Source organism: Streptomyces colwelliae (assembly GCF_048158785.1).
Classification (GTDB): Bacteria; Actinomycetota; Actinomycetes; order Streptomycetales; family Streptomycetaceae; genus Streptomyces.
Map to the genome: position 1 here is coordinate 1 of NZ_JBLTJC010000243.1, position 16,162 is coordinate 16,162.

Sequence of the window (16,162 nt, forward strand, 5' to 3'; positions counted from 1 at the left end):
CCAACGGCTGTCCACCACACGGGTGTTGGGCGCCGCGTCGGTCGTGCTGCTGTGCGGGGCCGCGACCGCCGTGGCCGGCCCGCTCGGCTTCGTGGGCCTGGCCGTGCCGCATGCCGCGCGGCTGGTCGCCTATCCGTCGGAGTACCAGCGTCCCGAGCCGGGCGCCTGGCCGCGGCCCGCGCAGGACGACTACGGCTGGCAGCAGCAGCGACTCGGCTTCCCGGAGCGGGACCCGTACGCGTCGCCGCCGCAGGACCAGTACGGACCGCCGTCCCAGGATCAGTACGGGGCACCGGCCAAGGACAAGTACGGTCCGCCGCAGGACTCGTACCAGTCGCAGCAGGACCAGTACGCGCCGCCGGCGCAGGAGTACCGCCCGCAGTCGATGGAACGTCCGTCGTACGAGCAGCAGCGCGCCGAGTACGAACAGTCGCGGGCCGAGTACGAGAAGTCCCGCGCGGAGTACAACCAGCGGGACGCGCGCCGCGACCTGTCCGACTCGCACCCGCCCGCCAACTCCGGTCATGTGCACCGCGGCGGTCCGGGACCGCTGGGCTCGAAGCCCGCGCCGGCCGCGGGCCCGGGGGAACCGACCGCGCGCCTGAACCCGAAGTACCTCTTCGACACCTTCGTCATCGGTGCCTCGAACCGCTTCGCGCACGCGGCCGCGGTCGCCGTCGCCGAGGCGCCCGCGAAGGCGTACAACCCCCTTTTCATCTACGGGGAGTCGGGGCTCGGCAAGACGCACCTGCTGCACGCGATCGGGCACTACGCGCGGAGCCTGTATCCCGGCACGCGCGTGCGGTACGTGAGCTCGGAGGAGTTCACCAACGAGTTCATCAACTCGATCCGCGACGGCAAGGGCGACAGCTTCCGCAAGCGGTACCGCGAGATGGACATCCTTCTTGTCGACGACATCCAGTTCCTCGCGGACAAGGAGTCGACGCAGGAGGAGTTCTTCCACACCTTCAACACGCTCCACAACGCCAACAAGCAGATCGTGCTGTCCTCCGACCGGCCGCCCAGGCAGCTGGTGACGCTGGAGGACCGGCTGCGGAACCGTTTCGAATGGGGCCTGACCACCGACGTCCAGCCGCCCGAGCTGGAGACTCGTATCGCCATCCTTCGTAAGAAGGCGGTGCAGGAGCAGCTCAACGCCCCGCCGGAGGTCCTGGAGTTCATCGCCTCCCGCATCTCGCGGAACATCCGCGAGCTGGAGGGGGCGCTGATCCGGGTGACGGCGTTCGCGTCGCTCAACCGGCAGCCGGTCGACCTCGGACTCACCGAGATCGTCCTGAAGGACCTGATCCCGGGCGGCGAGGACTCGACACCGGAGATCACCGCGACCGCGATCATGGGAGCGACCGCCGACTACTTCGGCATCACGGTCGAGGACCTGTGCGGCAGTTCACGCGGCCGCCAGCTGGTCACGGCCCGGCAGATCGCCATGTACGTGTGCCGCGAACTGACCGACCTCTCGTTGCCGAAGATCGGCGCGCAGTTCGGCGGCCGCGACCACACGACCGTCATGCACGCCGACCGCAAGATCCGCGCGCTGATGGCCGAGCGCCGCTCGATCTACAACCAGGTCACCGAACTGACCAACCGCATCAAGAACGGCTGACAGCCGCGGAGTTACGACACCAGAGCTACGACACCGAAGGGCGCCCCGGGATCTCTCCCGGGGCGCCCTTCGTCGTGCCGGGAGGCGGTCGGTACGACGGCCGGTACGGCGCTCGGAGACGACGGGAGGCGCTTCGGCGGGCGCAGGGAGAGGAGGAAGACGGCGCCGTCGGAGAGGCGTCGAGAGAGCGAATCCCGGAGGTGTACAGGGGCGTCCGGAGACGATCCGCAGCGGTTCCGGACCTGCCTCGGAGCCATTCCGGAGCCACTCTGAGGCGTCCCGGAAGCCACTCTGAAGCGGTCCGCGGCCGGTCCTCAGCCCGTCCGGAGACCCTTTGGAGCCCGTTTGGAGCCCGCCGTGAGCCGATCCGGCAGCCGCTCACCCTCGTTTCAAACCCACGGACCGACCACCGGCTGTTCGAATACCCGCCGGGTTACGGCCGTCCTCCACAGATTCGGCGACTTTCTTCCGTCCACATCCTGGGGACTGTGAAGTTGTCCAGATCGTGTCCACAGGCTCCGCGAGTGAGGGACCATCAGACCAGGTCAGGTGCTTGTGGATTCGTGGACAAAAGATATCCACAGGCTGTGGACGGATCCTTGATCCCCAGCCTGTGGATCAAGTTGTCCACCGACAACCCACAGGCTGGGGCCGGTTGTCCCCAGCGATCTCCAGCTTCTCCACACCGCTGTCCACTGTTCGGCAACGCAACGCGCCATCTCACCGTGTCGAGTGAAAGGCGTCACACGAAGGTGCCGGGTTGGGCTGTGGGAAAGGTGGGTAAAGCTGGGGACGGCGCTGGGGAGAAGTGGCCCTCGGCTGTGCACGGGGTGTGCAGAACTTTCCGTTCTCCACAGAAACCCGAGGTTGTCCACCGCCGTCGCCCACAGGGTCGGTGGACAAAATTCCCGGCCTGACCTGCGAAAACGCGGTTATCCACGGTATCCACAGCCCCTACTACTACTAGCAACTAGAGAGAGCTGGGAAACCGTTTCGAAGCGGGGCCTGTGCACAACTCGCGCTTCGTCGCCCGACAGCCCCTCGTCACGACTTGACCCCGATAGGCACCTACTGTCAGTGCCGTGCGTCAGACTGTTCCCCGATGTCCTTCCCCTCACAGGGACCGACGACACCGAGACAGACGACGAAGCCACGCAGGCCGAGAAGCGCCGGCAACAGCAGGAGGCGGCAACAGTGAAGATCCGGGTGGAACGCGACGTACTCGCGGAGGCAGTGGCCTGGGCGGCACGCAGCCTCCCGGCCCGTCCGCCGGCGCCGGTCCTCGCCGGCCTCCTGCTGAAGTCAGAGGAGGGGCAGCTGAGCCTGTCCAGCTTCGACTACGAGGTCTCCGCGCGCGTGTCGGTCGACGCGGAGGTCGAGGAGGAGGGCACGGTCCTCGTCTCCGGCCGGCTGCTCGCCGACATCTGCCGCGCCCTGCCCAACCGGCCGGTGGAGATTTCCACAGACGGTGTACGGGCGACGGTGGTCTGCGGCTCCTCACGCTTCACCCTGCACACACTCCCTGTGGAGGAGTACCCGGCGCTGCCGCAGATGCCGGGCGCGACCGGCACCGTCCCCGGTGAGGTGTTCGCCTCGGCGGCCGCCCAGGTGGCCATCGCGGCCGGCCGTGACGACACGCTGCCCGTCCTCACCGGTGTGCGCATCGAGATCGAGGGCGACACGGTGACGCTGGCGTCCACCGACCGCTACCGCTTCGCGGTCCGTGAGTTCCTGTGGAAGCCGGAGGACCCGGAGGCGTCCGCGGTCGCCCTGGTGCCCGCCAAGACGCTCCTGGACACCGCCAAGGCCCTCACGAGCGGCGACAGCGTGATCCTGGCCCTGTCCGGCTCGGGCCAGGGCGAGGGCCTCATCGGCTTCGAGGGCGCCGGGCGTCGTACGACGACCCGCCTCCTGGAGGGCGACCTCCCGAAGTACCGCTCGCTGTTCCCGACGGAGTTCAACACCATCGCCGTGATCGAGACCGCCCCCTTCGTGGAGGCCGTCAAGCGCGTGGCCCTGGTCGCCGAGCGCAACACCCCGGTGCGGCTGAGCTTCGAGCAGGGTGTGCTGATCCTGGAGGCCGGTTCCAGCGACGACGCACAGGCTGTGGAGCGGGTCGACGCGAACCTCGAGGGCGACGACGTGTCGATCGCCTTCAACCCGACGTTCCTGCTGGACGGCCTGAGCGCGATCGACTCCCCGGTGGCCCAGCTGTCCTTCACGACCTCCACGAAGCCCGCGCTGCTCAGTGGCAAGCCGGCTCTGGACGCCGAGGCGGACGAGGCCTACAAGTACCTGATCATGCCGGTCCGCCTCAGCGGCTGATCCGTACCGACGAGAACACCGCAGGTCGGGGCATACCGCTCGGTACTTCTGAGCGCGTATGCCCACAGGTGTGCATGACCGTCCGGGTTTAGGCTCGGACACAGGTACGCAAGTGCCTTCATGCCACGTCGCACCCTAAGGAACAACTGATGGAGCTCGGTCTCGTCGGCCTCGGCAAGATGGGCGGCAACATGCGCGAGCGCATCCGCCGCGCAGGCCACACCGTCATCGGATACGACCGCAACCCGGACCTCGCCGATGTCCACAGCCTGGAAGAGCTTGTGGGCAAGCTCAAGGGCCCGCGCGTGGTGTGGGTGATGGTCCCGGCCGGCGCCCCGACCCAGGCCACCGTCGACGAGCTGGCGGAGCTCCTGGAGCCCGGCGACGTCGTCGTGGACGGCGGCAACTCCCGCTGGACGGACGACGAGAAGCACGCCGAGGAGCTGGGTGCCAAGGGCATCGGCTTCGTCGACGCGGGCGTCTCAGGCGGCGTCTGGGGCCTCCAGAACGGCTACGCCCTGATGGTCGGCGGCGACGCCGAGAACATCGCCAAGGTCCAGCCCGTCTTCGACGCCCTGAAGCCCGAGGGCGACTTCGGCTTCGTCCACGCCGGAAAGGTCGGCGCGGGCCACTTCTCGAAGATGGTCCACAACGGCATCGAGTACGCGATGATGCAGGCCTATGCCGAGGGCTGGGAGCTGCTGGAGAAGGTCGACTCGGTGACGGACGTCCGCGAGGTCTTCCGCTCCTGGCAGGAGGGGACCGTCATCCGCTCCTGGCTGCTTGACCTTGCCGTCAACGCCCTGGACGGCGACGAGCACCTCGACAAGCTCAAGGGCTATGCCGAGGACTCCGGTGAGGGCCGCTGGACCGTCGAGGCCGCCATCGACAACGCCGTGCCGCTGCCCGCGATCACGGCCTCCCTCTTTGCGCGGTTCGCGTCGCGCCAGGAGGACTCGCCGCAGATGAAGATGATCGCGGCGCTGCGCAACCAGTTCGGCGGCCACGCCGTCGAGACGAAGTAGTCCACAACGACGAAGTAATCCACAGATCCGCAGATCCACAGGCCCCGGGCCCGTGGATCCACAGCCTGGGGGAGGTCGGCGAACGACCATGCACGTCACGCATCTGTCGCTGGCCGACTTCCGCTCGTACGCCGGGGTCGACGTCCCGCTCGACCCCGGCGTCACCGCGTTCGTGGGGCCCAACGGGCAGGGCAAGACCAACCTCGTCGAGGCCATCGGCTATCTCGCCACCCTGGGCAGTCACCGCGTCTCCTCCGACGCTCCGCTGGTCCGCATGGGCGCCGAGCGCGCGATCATCCGGGCGCAGGTCAGACAGGGCGAGCGGCAGCAGCTGGTCGAACTGGAGCTGAACCCCGGCCGCGCCAACCGCGCCCGCATCAACCGGTCCTCGCAGGTCAGACCCCGTGACGTGCTGGGCATCGTACGGACCGTGCTGTTCGCGCCCGAGGATCTCGCCCTGGTGAAGGGTGATCCCGGGGAGCGGCGGCGTTTTCTGGACGAGCTGATCACCGCGCGCTCTCCGCGCATGGCCGGTGTCCGTTCGGACTACGAGCGGGTGCTCAAGCAGCGCAACACCCTGCTGAAGTCGGCCGCGTTGGCGCGGCGGCACGGCGGGCGGTCGATGGACCTGTCCACGCTCGACGTGTGGGATCAGCATCTCGCGCGCGTGGGGGCCGAGTTGCTCGCCCAGCGGCTCGATCTGATCGCCGCGGTGCAGCCCCTCGCGGACAAGGCGTACGAGCAACTGGCCCCCGGTGGCGGCCCGGTGGCCCTGGAGTACAAGCCGTCGGCGCCCGGTGAGGCACACACGCGTGAGGACCTCTATGAGCAGTTGATGGCGGCGATCGCGGAGGCGCGCAAGCAGGAGATCGAGCGGGGCGTCACCCTCGTAGGACCGCATCGGGACGATTTGGTTCTCAAACTCGGTCAGTTGCCCGCCAAGGGATACGCCTCGCACGGTGAGTCCTGGTCGTACGCGCTGGCGTTGCGGCTCGCGTCGTACGACCTGCTCCGGGGTGAGGGCAATGAGCCGGTGCTCGTGCTCGACGACGTGTTCGCGGAGTTGGACACGCGGCGTCGGGAGCGGCTGGCCGAGCTGGTGGCGCCCGGCGAGCAGGTGCTGGTGACGGCCGCGGTCGACGACGACGTGCCGCACGTGCTGGCGGGGACGCGGTACAGCGTGGCGGAGGGGGCGGTGGAGCGCGTATGACGACCGATCAGCCCCCGGCCGGGGAACCCGCGCCCAAGAAGGCCGCCGAACCCTCCGGCGTCGACCTCGCGCGCGTGGCGTTGCGCGCCGCGAAGGAACAGGCACGCGCGCGTGGGGACGCGGCGCAGCAGAAGAAGCAGGCGCGGCGCGGCGGTCTGCGCTCCGGCGCGCGCGCCGACGGCCGCGACCCGATGGCCCTCGGTGCTGCGATCAACCGGCTGCTGAACGAGCGCGGCTGGGAGACGCCGGCCGCGGTGGGCGGTGTGATGGGCCGCTGGCCGCAGATCGTCGGTGAGGACCTGGCCAATCACTGCGTACCGGAGAAGTACGACGAGGACGAGCGGGTCCTGATCGTGCGCTGCGATTCGACGGCCTGGGCGACGAACCTGCGCCTCCTCGCCCCGCAGCTGGTGGCCCGGCTGAACGAGGACCTGGGGCACGGCACGGTGAAGCTCCTCAAGGTGAACGGCCCTGGTGGGCCGCCCCGCCGCTACGGTCCCCTGCGCGCTCCCGGCAGCACGGGTCCCGGCGACACCTATGGGTGACTGACATCACAGCGCGGGCTCCGGAGGGTGAACGGACGCGGTTGCGAATACCGACCTGACCCCGGAGTAGCAAAGGGTTGACACCCGGAAGCGCTGAGTGCCTCCGTGAGCCTCTTTGAGCCCCGTTCCGCATATGGGGAGTCGGGAGAGACCGGTTGAGGGCGGCACATGAGGACTCAGGTACCGGCAAACCCCCATCCATGTCGGCGCTACCGGTAGACTGGAAGCAATCCCGCCCCACTTGTGGGACACACACCGAGCAACGCTGACTAAGGCTTACCAACGCAACACGCCGCAGCCGCTCCGGCCACCCGCCGGGAGCCTGGCTTGTGCTGTGCCAGAAAGGGCGCTTCGTGGCCGATTCCGGCAACCCCAACGAGAACATCCCGTCCACCGACGCCGGCGCCAACGGCGGGGCTCGCACCTCGAACGGCGAGGTCACCGCCTCGTACGACGCCAGCGCCATCACCGTCCTCGAGGGTCTGGACGCGGTCCGCAAGCGACCCGGTATGTACATCGGCTCGACCGGCGAGCGCGGCCTGCACCACCTCGTGCAGGAGGTCGTCGACAACTCCGTCGACGAGGCGCTGGCCGGCCACGCGGACACGATCGACGTCACGATCCTTCACGACGGCGGCGTCCGCGTCATCGACAACGGCCGAGGCATCCCGGTGGGCATCGTCCCGTCCGAGGGCAAGCCGGCCGTCGAGGTCGTGCTGACGGTGCTGCACGCGGGCGGCAAGTTCGGGGGCGGCGGTTACGCGGTCTCCGGCGGTCTGCACGGCGTGGGCGTGTCCGTGGTGAACGCGCTGTCCAGCAAGGTCGCCGTCGAGGTCAGGACCGACGGACACCGCTGGACGCAGGACTACAAGCTGGGCGTTCCGACCGCCCCGCTCGCGCAGCACGAGGCCACGGACGAGACCGGCACCTCGGTCACCTTCTGGGCCGACCCGGACATCTTCGAGACCACCGAGTACTCCTTCGAGACGCTGTCGCGGCGCTTCCAGGAGATGGCGTTCCTCAACAAGGGTTTGACGATCAAACTCACTGACGAGCGCGAGCTGGCGAAGGCCACGGCCGGTGCCGACGAGGCGGGTGCGGACGAGAAGGACGAAGTCAAGACCGTCACGTACCACTACGAGGGCGGCATCGTCGACTACGTGACGTACCTCAACTCCCGCAAGGGAGACGTGGTGCACCCGACCGTCATCGACCTGGAGGCGGAGGACAAGGACAAGAGCCTGTCCCTCGAGGTCGCGATGCAGTGGAACAGCGGTTACAGCGAGGGTGTGTACTCCTTCGCCAACATCATCCACACGCATGAGGGCGGTACGCACGAAGAGGGCTTCCGGGCCGCGCTGACGTCACTGATCAACAAGTACGCGCGCGACAAGAAGCTGCTCCGCGAGAAGGACGACAACCTCACGGGCGACGACATCCGCGAGGGTCTGACCGCGATCATCTCGGTGAAGCTGGCCGAGCCGCAGTTCGAGGGCCAGACCAAGACCAAGCTCGGCAACACCGAAGCGAAGACCTTCGTACAGAAGGCGGTCTACGAGCACCTCAACGACTGGCTGGACCGCAACCCGAACGAGGCCTCGGACATCATCCGCAAGGGCATCCAGGCGGCCACCGCGCGCGTGGCGGCCCGCAAGGCCCGTGACCTCACCCGTCGCAAGGGCCTCCTGGAGACCGCGTCCCTGCCGGGCAAGCTGTCCGACTGCCAGTCGAACGACCCCACCAAGTGCGAGATCTTCATCGTCGAGGGTGACTCCGCCGGCGGCTCGGCCAAGTCCGGCCGGAACCCGCAGTACCAGGCGATCCTCCCGATCCGGGGAAAGATCCTCAACGTCGAGAAGGCCAGGATCGACAAGATCCTGCAGAACCAGGAGATCCAGGCACTGATCTCCGCCTTCGGCACCGGAGTCCACGAGGACTTCGACATCGCCAGGCTGCGCTATCACAAGATCATCCTGATGGCGGACGCCGACGTCGACGGTCAGCACATCAGCACCCTGCTGCTGACCTTCCTGTTCCGCTTCATGCGGCCGCTGGTCGAGGCCGGGCACGTGTTCCTGTCGCGTCCCCCGCTGTACAAGATCAAGTGGGGCCGTGACGACTTCGAGTACGCGTACTCGGACCGTGAGCGCGACGCCCTGATCGAGCTGGGCCGGCAGAGCGGCAAGCGCATCAAGGAAGACTCGATCCAGCGCTTCAAGGGTCTCGGCGAGATGAACGCCGAGGAGCTGCGCATCACCACGATGGACCAGGAGCACCGCGTCCTCGGCCAGGTCACCCTGGATGACGCCGCGCAGGCCGACGACCTGTTCTCGGTCCTCATGGGCGAGGACGTCGAGGCGCGCCGCCAGTTCATCCAGCGCAACGCCAAGGACGTCCGCTTCCTCGACATCTGAGTCGGTCTCAGCTGACCGCATCAGGAAGGATCTTCACCAGCAATGGCCGACGAGAACACTCCCAGTACGCCTGAAGAGGGCGTCATCGCCCAGCGCGTCGAGCCCGTCGGGCTTGAGACGGAGATGCAGCGCTCGTACCTCGACTACGCGATGTCCGTCATCGTGTCGCGAGCCCTGCCCGACGTCCGCGACGGCCTCAAGCCGGTCCACCGCCGCGTCCTGTACGCCATGTACGACGGCGGCTACCGGCCCGAGAAGGGCTTCTACAAGTGCGCCCGTGTCGTCGGCGACGTCATGGGCAACTACCACCCGCACGGCGACTCCTCGATCTACGACGCGCTGGTCCGCCTCGCGCAGCCGTGGTCGATGCGGATGCCGCTGGTGGACTCCAACGGCAACTTCGGCTCTCCGGGCAACGACCCCGCCGCCGCCATGCGCTACACCGAGTGCAAGCTGGCGCCGCTGTCCATGGAGATGGTCCGTGACATCGACGAGGAGACCGTCGACTTCACGGACAACTACGACGGCCGCTCGCAGGAGCCGACCGTCCTGCCGGCCCGTTTCCCGAACCTGCTGATCAACGGCTCGGCGGGCATCGCGGTCGGCATGGCCACCAACATCCCGCCGCACAACCTCCGTGAGGTCGCGGCGGGCGCCCAGTGGTGCCTGGAGAACCCCGAGGCCTCCCACGAGGAGCTGCTGGACGCGCTGATCGAGCGCATCAAGGGCCCCGACTTCCCGACCGGTGCGCTCGTCGTCGGCCGCAAGGGCATCGAGGAGGCGTACCGCACCGGGCGCGGCTCGATCACCATGCGCGCGGTCGTCGAGGTCGAGGAGATCCAGAACCGCCAGTGCCTGGTGGTCACCGAACTCCCCTACCAGACCAACCCCGACAACCTCGCGCAGAAGATCGCCGACCTGGTGAAGGACGGCAAGGTCGGCGGCATCGCGGACGTCCGCGACGAGACGTCGTCCCGTACCGGCCAGCGCCTCGTCATCGTCCTGAAGCGGGACGCGGTCGCCAAGGTCGTACTGAACAACCTCTACAAGCACACGGACCTTCAGTCCAACTTCAGCGCCAACATGCTGGCCCTGGTCGACGGTGTGCCGCGCACGCTCTCGCTCGACGCGTTCATCCGCCACTGGGTGGCGCACCAGATCGAGGTCATCGTCCGCCGGACGAAGTTCCGGCTGCGCAAGGCCGAGGAGCGGGCGCACATCCTGCGCGGCCTCCTGAAGGCCCTGGACGCCATCGACGAGGTCATCGCGCTGATCCGGCGCAGCGACACCGTCGACATCGCGCGAACGGGCCTGATGGCCCTCCTGGAGATCGACGAGATCCAGGCGAACGCCATCCTGGAGATGCAGCTCCGCCGACTGGCCGCCCTGGAGCGCCAGAAGATCATCCAGGAGCACGACGAACTCCAGGCGAAGATCACCGAGTACAACGCGATCCTCGCCTCCCCGGTCCGCCAGCGCGGCATCGTCAGCGAGGAACTCGCCGCGATCGTCGAGAAGTTCGGCGACGACCGCAAGACGATGCTGGTGCCCTTCGACGGCGACATGTCCATCGAGGACCTCATCGCCGAAGAGGACATCGTCGTCACCATCTCGCGCGGCGGCTACGTCAAGCGCACCAAGGCGGACGACTACCGCTCCCAGAAGCGCGGCGGCAAGGGCGTACGCGGCACGAAGCTCAAGGAAGACGACATCGTCGACCACTTCTTCGTGTCGACCACGCACCACTGGCTGCTGTTCTTCACCAACAAGGGCCGCGTCTACCGCGCGAAGGCGTACGAACTCCCCGACGCCGGCCGGGACGCGCGCGGGCAGCACGTCGCGAACCTGCTCGCCTTCCAGCCGGACGAGGCGATCGCCGAGATCCTCGCGATCCGTGACTACGAAGCGGCTCCTTACCTGGTCCTCGCCACCAAGGGCGGCCTGGTGAAGAAGACGCCTCTGAAGGATTACGATTCACCCCGCTCCGGCGGTGTCATCGCGATCAACCTCCGTGAGACGGAGGACGGTTCCGACGACGAACTGATCGGCGCCGAACTCGTCTCGAACGAGGACGATCTGCTGCTGATCAGCAAGAAGGCACAGTCGATCAGGTTCACGGCCACGGACGACGCACTGCGCCCCATGGGGCGTGCGACCTCCGGTGTCAAGGGCATGAGTTTCCGCGAGGGCGACCAGCTTCTCTCGATGAATGTTGTTCGACCCGGTACGTTCGTGTTCACTGCCACAGACGGCGGGTACGCGAAGCGGACCGCCGTCGACGAGTACCGCGTCCAGGGTCGCGGCGGCCTGGGTATCAAGGCCGCCAAGATCGTCGAGGACCGCGGTTCCCTCGTCGGCGCGCTGGTGGTCGAGGAGACCGACGAGATCCTCGCCATCACGCTGTCCGGCGGTGTGATTCGTACGCGAGTCAACGAGGTCAGGGAGACGGGCCGTGACACCATGGGCGTCCAACTGATCAACCTGGGCAAGCGCGATGCCGTCGTCGGTATCGCTCGTAACGCCGAGGCGGGATCCGAGGCGGAGGAAGTCGTCGGCGACGAAGCCGCCGACGAGACCGCCGAGGGTGTCGCGACCACCGGCACGGACGAGGGTGACGCACCCTCGGACGAGTAGCACGAGGAGAGAGTCATCGTGAGCGGAGCCACGGGCGCCGGATCGACCGGTACGGACACGGACGGCGGCGGCCGTGGCTCCGCCGCGAACGCGACAGATCCGCACACGACCCAACTGCGGGCGATCGACGTGAAGAAGACGGACGCGCACGCGTCCGACACGCATGGATCCCAGGGGGGAACTGTGACGGACACCCGAGGTCCGCAGACCCAGCAGCAGTCGGCCGGTGCGGGTCCGGCCGCGCCCGGCGCCAAGGCTCCGGCCCAGGGCCAGGCGCCGGCTCAGCCCGCGCCGCCCGTCGCGCCGCCGCCTTCCCCGCTGCCGGGGGAGCGCCAGCCGCAGCAGGCCGCGGGGCCGTACCACCCGCCGCAGGCCTACCCCACGCAGGCGCCCGCCGCCCAGAGCGGTGCCGTACGGCGTCCGCGCACGGGCGCGCGTACCGCGCCGCGCACCCGCAAGGCGCGGCTGCGGGTGGCCAAGGCCGACCCGTGGTCGGTGATGAAGGTCAGCTTCCTGCTCTCCATCGCGCTGGGCATCTGCACGGTCGTGGCGTCCGCGGTGCTGTGGATGGTCATGGACGCGATGGGGGTCTTCTCGACGGTCGGCGGCACGATCTCGGAGGCGACCGGCTCGAACGAGTCGAACGGCTTCGACCTGCAGTCCTTCCTGTCCCTCCCGCACGTCCTGACGTTCGCGGGGATCATCGCGGTCATCGACGTCGTCCTGGCCACGGCCCTCGCGACGCTCGGCGCGTTCATCTACAACCTCTCCGCCGGCTTCGTCGGCGGCATCGAGCTGACGCTCGCCGAGGACGAGTGAGAAGACGCGTGAACGCGGGTTGAAACCCCTGTCGACAGTCCTGTGACTATCGATTTTGGGACTGCCCATGTCGTGCGCTAATCTTCAGGAGTCAGCGCGCGGGACACACTCCGCAGAGCGCGGCGGGGCTATAGCTCAGTTGGTTAGAGCGCATCCCTGATAAGGATGAGGCCACAGGTTCAAATCCTGTTAGCCCCACCAGCCAGAAGACCCCCAACCGGTTGCGGTTGGGGGTTTTTGGCGTCTACGGAGAGGACGGTTCAGGCTCCGGGCGAAACTCGATTGCTGTGCCCTCATGTCGGCCGGGTTCGTCGACATCGGCCACGGCATGTTCGGCGGCTGGGCCATCGAGTTCGTGCGACGGAGTCGGTGGGCCGGACTGCTGGGACACCTTGAGTCTCTGCCCTGGCCGTCGCCGCACACCGTTCAGGTACTGATCCACGATGAAGAAGACGACTGCTTCGGCCTGTGGATGATCCACGACGGGCGGCTTGTGGAAGTGCCCCTGCCGCGCACCCGGCGGGACTGTCCGCACGGACGGGCCGTTCGGTGGGGCCGGGGAAGGATGAGTCGTGGGCACGCCAGAAGACCCCCGACCGTGATGGGCCAGGGGTTTTCGGGGTCCTCTGAGTTGTCTCTGGAGCTTTGTACGCAAGTTCGCCGCTGTGTCAGAGAGGGCGGACGGTCGGGCAGGTCGGGTCAGGTGAGGCCAGGGAGGTCGCGTGCCGGGGTGTCGGCGCGCAGGGCGGTCCTGGGGCGCTGGGGTCAGCGCTGGAGGGGTGCCGCCGGCTCGGCGTGGTCCGGCTCGGTCGCGTCGGCCGTCTCCGTGGTCTCGTCCGTGTCCGTCGGCGGGCGGTGGCGGCAGCTGGGGGACTTGCCGTGGGCCTCGGCGCGGATGCGTTGCTTCATCGTGGGGGGCAGTGACCTGGTGAAGGTCCAGGGGGAGACCGCCGGTGTCGTCGTCTGGGCGACGGCGCTGGTGCTGGTCGTCTCGGTCCGCGGAGCAGCGGCGGCGGCCGCCGCGGTGACCGTGATGAGTCCGAGCGCCGTGCACAGTGCCAGGAAGCCGGTGACGAAGGCGTTCCACAACTTCATGACCTTGATCTGGGCCATGGCCCCTCACTTTCAGGTTGGGCGATTTGCGTACTTTCCTCATGATGTGTATGCGGGTCGCGAAGTGGTGGACCGACGCCCATGGCGCGTCGATGTTCTGATGAACACCACTCGGATGGGTGCAAGAGGCCAGAAAACACCCGAATATGCTCGAAAGAAGGGCGAAGTAACTGCCCGTGGGGGTGTGATCACCCTCCGATCGGAGCGGTTGCGTCCGCTCCTACTGCGTTGTCCCGGGCGGGAGTTGGCCCCGGACGCAGGTCACCGATCGGTCTCGGTCGGTGTGTATAGTCGGGCGACAGAGGTCCCCCTACGTCAAAGAAAGACGAGGTCGCGCGGTGAAGAAGCTTCTCCTGGTCGCACTGGCTGCCATCGGCGGTCTCCTCGTGTACCGCCAGATCCAGGCGGATCGCGCCGAGCAGGACCTGTGGACGGAGGCGACCGACTCCGTGCCCACGGGTTCCTGAGCACCGAGATCCAGTTCTGATCAAGCCCCGGCCGCCTGGCGGTCGGGGCTTTGTGTTGCGCCCCCGCCGACGTGCGGGTACGGCCGCCACGACCCGGGAGTTTCGGACGCTCGCACGGATTGCCCGGATGCCACGCGCGCGTGCGGGGCAGGATGGGCCACGTCCGGAGCAACGACGAGGGGTGGCGCGTGATGGGGCGGCGTACGGCGTGGTGGCGGACGCGGGCACAGGGCGGCCGTACGCCCGTCGCTGGGGCCGTACGACGTGTTGTGGTCCTCGCCGCGGTGCTGTGCGCGACGGCCGCCCTCACGGGCCGGCCCGCCGTGGCGGCCGGGTCACCTGGCTCCTACGGCTACGACCAGAGCGACCGGGTCGTCGACGGAGCGACCGGCACCGCCGACGCCCGAGACCTGAAACCCGGAGGGACGTACAGGAGTTCCCTCTCGAAGGGGGCCAGTGTCTACTACGGCCTTGATCTCGATGACACGTCGAATGTCTACGTGTCCGTGACCGCCGTGCCTCCGGCGGGCACCACCGTCGCCGCCACCGACGGCATCAAGGTGTCGATGCGGAACTCCAAGGGCACCGGCTGTACGCACCGGAGCGCCACCTTCGGGGCCGGCAGGAGTCCTCACCCCGTGGCCGCCTGGGCCGTACGGGAGGCGGGCAAGGCCTTGTGTAAGGGCAGCGGCAGGTACTACGTGCTCGTCGAGCGCGTCGACGCGTCGGACTCCTCGTCGGACACCTGGGGCCTGGAACTCACCGCGGTCTCCGAACCCTCGCTGGCACAGGCCGGCTCGACCGACGCGCCCCAGGAGTGGAACTCCGCGTCGCCGGAGGCCGTCACGGGGGAGGCCCAGCATCGTGCGGGCGGTTCCGGCTTCGCCGGGGCGGTCGCCGTCGGGCAGGGCGCGTGGCGGGACGACATCGGGCCCGGCCGGACCCTCTTCTACAAGGTGCCGGTCGACTGGGGCCAACAGCTGTCCGTCACCGCCGAGTTGGGCGCCTCGGGCGGCGGCAGCGGCTATGTGACCCGCGCGCTGGACCTGGCGCTCTACAACCCCGTGCGCGCCTCCGTCGACGAGGCCGGCCTCGGTTACCGGGGCAGCGAGAGGTCGGTGGCACTGGAGCCCCTGCCGCCCGTCGAGTACGGCAACCGCTACTCCGTCGTCGACCACGAGAATGGGATGCGCTTCGCCGGGTCGTACTACCTCGTCGTGCACCTCGACGCGGAACTGGCCGACGACTTCGGCCAGGGGCCGTTCCCGGTGACGTTGCGCGTGCGCGTCGCCGGTACGGCGCACGCCGGTCCCGGGTACGCGGCCCGGCCCGAGCCCCGGAACGTCTTCGACGTCACCGCACAGGACCGCGCGGCGGCCGTGACGGGGCCGGGGAGCGTCGGGGGAGGCGGCGACACCGCGATGCAGGTGCTCGCGGTCGCCGGGATTGGCGCGGGCACCGCGCTGCTGGCGACGCTCGGCGTGTGGACGGTGTCGGCACGGCGCCGGAATCGGGCTTCGGCCGCGGCGCTGTAACCGCTCCACACCGCCGCCTCCCCCCCCCGCTGATCAGATGCGGGTCAGCGCCCAGAACCCCACCGCGTAGCAGGCCAGCGCGAGCAGCAGGACCGGGATGACCACCTTCGCGGGCGGCCCGGGGCGGCGCCGTGCCCGCCTGCCGCGGTGCTGCGGAACCAGCGGCGCCGAGGGTGGAACCTGCGGGGTCTGAGCGGTGTATGAAGCAGTAGAGGGATCAGCACGCGGCTGGGGGGAGGACAGGACATGCGTGAGGTCGTGGGGGGAGGAGTACGAGGAGTACATGGGCGGCTGGTGCTGGCCGCCCTGGTGGGCCTGGGCTGTCTGGTGTGCCTGGTCCGCCTGTGCCTGGTCCGCCTGTTGTCCGTACGGGGCCTGACACCGCCGAGGAAGGTGACCTCGTCACGCTCGAACTTCATCCGCGCACCACGTCCATAACCGAGCCGCGACC

At 68.5% G+C, this 16,162-nt stretch carries 12 protein-coding genes and 1 tRNA gene; 11 read left to right on the forward strand and 2 right to left on the reverse strand.

Features of this window, described 5'->3' with window-relative positions; translation table 11 throughout:
- The 9 genes from dnaA to ACNFOC_RS36370 form a co-directional block, all read left to right on the forward strand.
- A partial coding sequence (gene dnaA / locus ACNFOC_RS36330) for a chromosomal replication initiator protein DnaA (RefSeq protein WP_416963291.1) occupies window positions 1–1,624 on the forward strand: 1,624 nt, incomplete at its 5' end.
- Window positions 1,625–2,818: 1,194 nt separating this feature from the next.
- Window positions 2,819–3,949, forward strand: a complete 1,131-nt coding sequence (dnaN, locus tag ACNFOC_RS36335) for a DNA polymerase III subunit beta (RefSeq protein WP_393034437.1) — start codon at window positions 2,819–2,821, stop codon at window positions 3,947–3,949.
- 149 nt (window positions 3,950–4,098) lie between these two features.
- Complete coding sequence (gene gnd, locus ACNFOC_RS36340) at window positions 4,099–4,974, forward strand: phosphogluconate dehydrogenase (NAD(+)-dependent, decarboxylating) (protein ID WP_416963292.1); 876 nt, start codon at window positions 4,099–4,101, stop codon at window positions 4,972–4,974.
- A gap of 88 nt (window positions 4,975–5,062) precedes the next feature.
- Entirely contained in the window at window positions 5,063–6,184 is a 1,122-nt protein-coding gene (gene recF / locus ACNFOC_RS36345; RefSeq protein WP_033285729.1) for a DNA replication/repair protein RecF, read from the forward strand.
- Window positions 6,181–6,729: a DciA family protein gene (locus tag ACNFOC_RS36350; RefSeq protein ID WP_019055159.1), complete on the forward strand. Its 549-nt coding sequence runs from the start codon at window positions 6,181–6,183 to the stop codon at window positions 6,727–6,729. The genes recF and ACNFOC_RS36350 overlap by 4 nt, the downstream gene beginning before the upstream one ends.
- A gap of 353 nt (window positions 6,730–7,082) precedes the next feature.
- Window positions 7,083–9,143 carry a DNA topoisomerase (ATP-hydrolyzing) subunit B gene (gyrB, locus tag ACNFOC_RS36355; protein WP_416963293.1) on the forward strand — a complete coding sequence of 687 codons (2,061 nt, stop codon included), beginning with the start codon at window positions 7,083–7,085 and terminating at the stop codon, window positions 9,141–9,143.
- A 42-nt stretch (window positions 9,144–9,185) separates the two neighbouring features.
- On the forward strand, window positions 9,186–11,777 hold the full coding sequence (gyrA, locus tag ACNFOC_RS36360; RefSeq protein WP_416963294.1) for a DNA gyrase subunit A: 2,592 nt from the start codon (window positions 9,186–9,188) through the stop codon (window positions 11,775–11,777).
- Window positions 11,778–11,795: 18 nt separating this feature from the next.
- Entirely contained in the window at window positions 11,796–12,596 is an 801-nt protein-coding gene (locus tag ACNFOC_RS36365) for a DUF3566 domain-containing protein (protein ID WP_416963295.1), read from the forward strand.
- 124 nt (window positions 12,597–12,720) lie between these two features.
- Window positions 12,721–12,797 (forward strand) — tRNA-Ile (locus ACNFOC_RS36370).
- A gap of 564 nt (window positions 12,798–13,361) precedes the next feature.
- Here ACNFOC_RS36370 and ACNFOC_RS36375 read toward each other — a convergent pair.
- Complete coding sequence (locus tag ACNFOC_RS36375; RefSeq protein WP_416963296.1) at window positions 13,362–13,709, reverse strand: DUF6344 domain-containing protein; 348 nt, start codon at window positions 13,707–13,709, stop codon at window positions 13,362–13,364.
- A 338-nt stretch (window positions 13,710–14,047) separates the two neighbouring features.
- Between ACNFOC_RS36375 and ACNFOC_RS36380 the strand changes: the two genes are divergently transcribed.
- Window positions 14,048–14,176, forward strand: a complete 129-nt coding sequence (locus ACNFOC_RS36380; protein WP_003999697.1) for a DLW-39 family protein — start codon at window positions 14,048–14,050, stop codon at window positions 14,174–14,176.
- A 152-nt stretch (window positions 14,177–14,328) separates the two neighbouring features.
- Window positions 14,329–15,711, forward strand: a complete 1,383-nt coding sequence (locus tag ACNFOC_RS36385; protein ID WP_416963297.1) for a hypothetical protein — start codon at window positions 14,329–14,331, stop codon at window positions 15,709–15,711.
- 33 nt (window positions 15,712–15,744) lie between these two features.
- On the opposite strand, the gene ACNFOC_RS36390 is transcribed toward ACNFOC_RS36385, so the two are convergent.
- Window positions 15,745–15,996 (reverse strand): hypothetical protein, encoded by a 252-nt coding sequence (locus ACNFOC_RS36390; RefSeq protein ID WP_416963298.1) that lies wholly within the window; start codon window positions 15,994–15,996, stop codon window positions 15,745–15,747.
- Between the last annotated feature and the right edge of the window lie 166 nt (window positions 15,997–16,162).

Excerpts from the sequence above, each read along its gene's own strand:
- recF (WP_033285729.1), top strand. The coding sequence starts at position 5,063 with ATGCACGTCACGCATCTGTCGCTGGCCGACTTCCGCTCGTACGCCGGG.
- ACNFOC_RS36350 (WP_019055159.1), top strand. The coding sequence starts at position 6,181 with ATGACGACCGATCAGCCCCCGGCCGGGGAACCCGCGCCCAAGAAGGCC.
- gnd (WP_416963292.1), top strand. The coding sequence starts at position 4,099 with ATGGAGCTCGGTCTCGTCGGCCTCGGCAAGATGGGCGGCAACATGCGC.
- ACNFOC_RS36375 (WP_416963296.1), bottom strand. The coding sequence starts at position 13,709 with ATGGCCCAGATCAAGGTCATGAAGTTGTGGAACGCCTTCGTCACCGGC.
- ACNFOC_RS36385 (WP_416963297.1), top strand. The coding sequence starts at position 14,329 with ATGGGCCACGTCCGGAGCAACGACGAGGGGTGGCGCGTGATGGGGCGG.
- gyrA (WP_416963294.1), top strand. The coding sequence starts at position 9,186 with ATGGCCGACGAGAACACTCCCAGTACGCCTGAAGAGGGCGTCATCGCC.
- ACNFOC_RS36390 (WP_416963298.1), bottom strand. The coding sequence starts at position 15,996 with ATGTACTCCTCGTACTCCTCCCCCCACGACCTCACGCATGTCCTGTCC.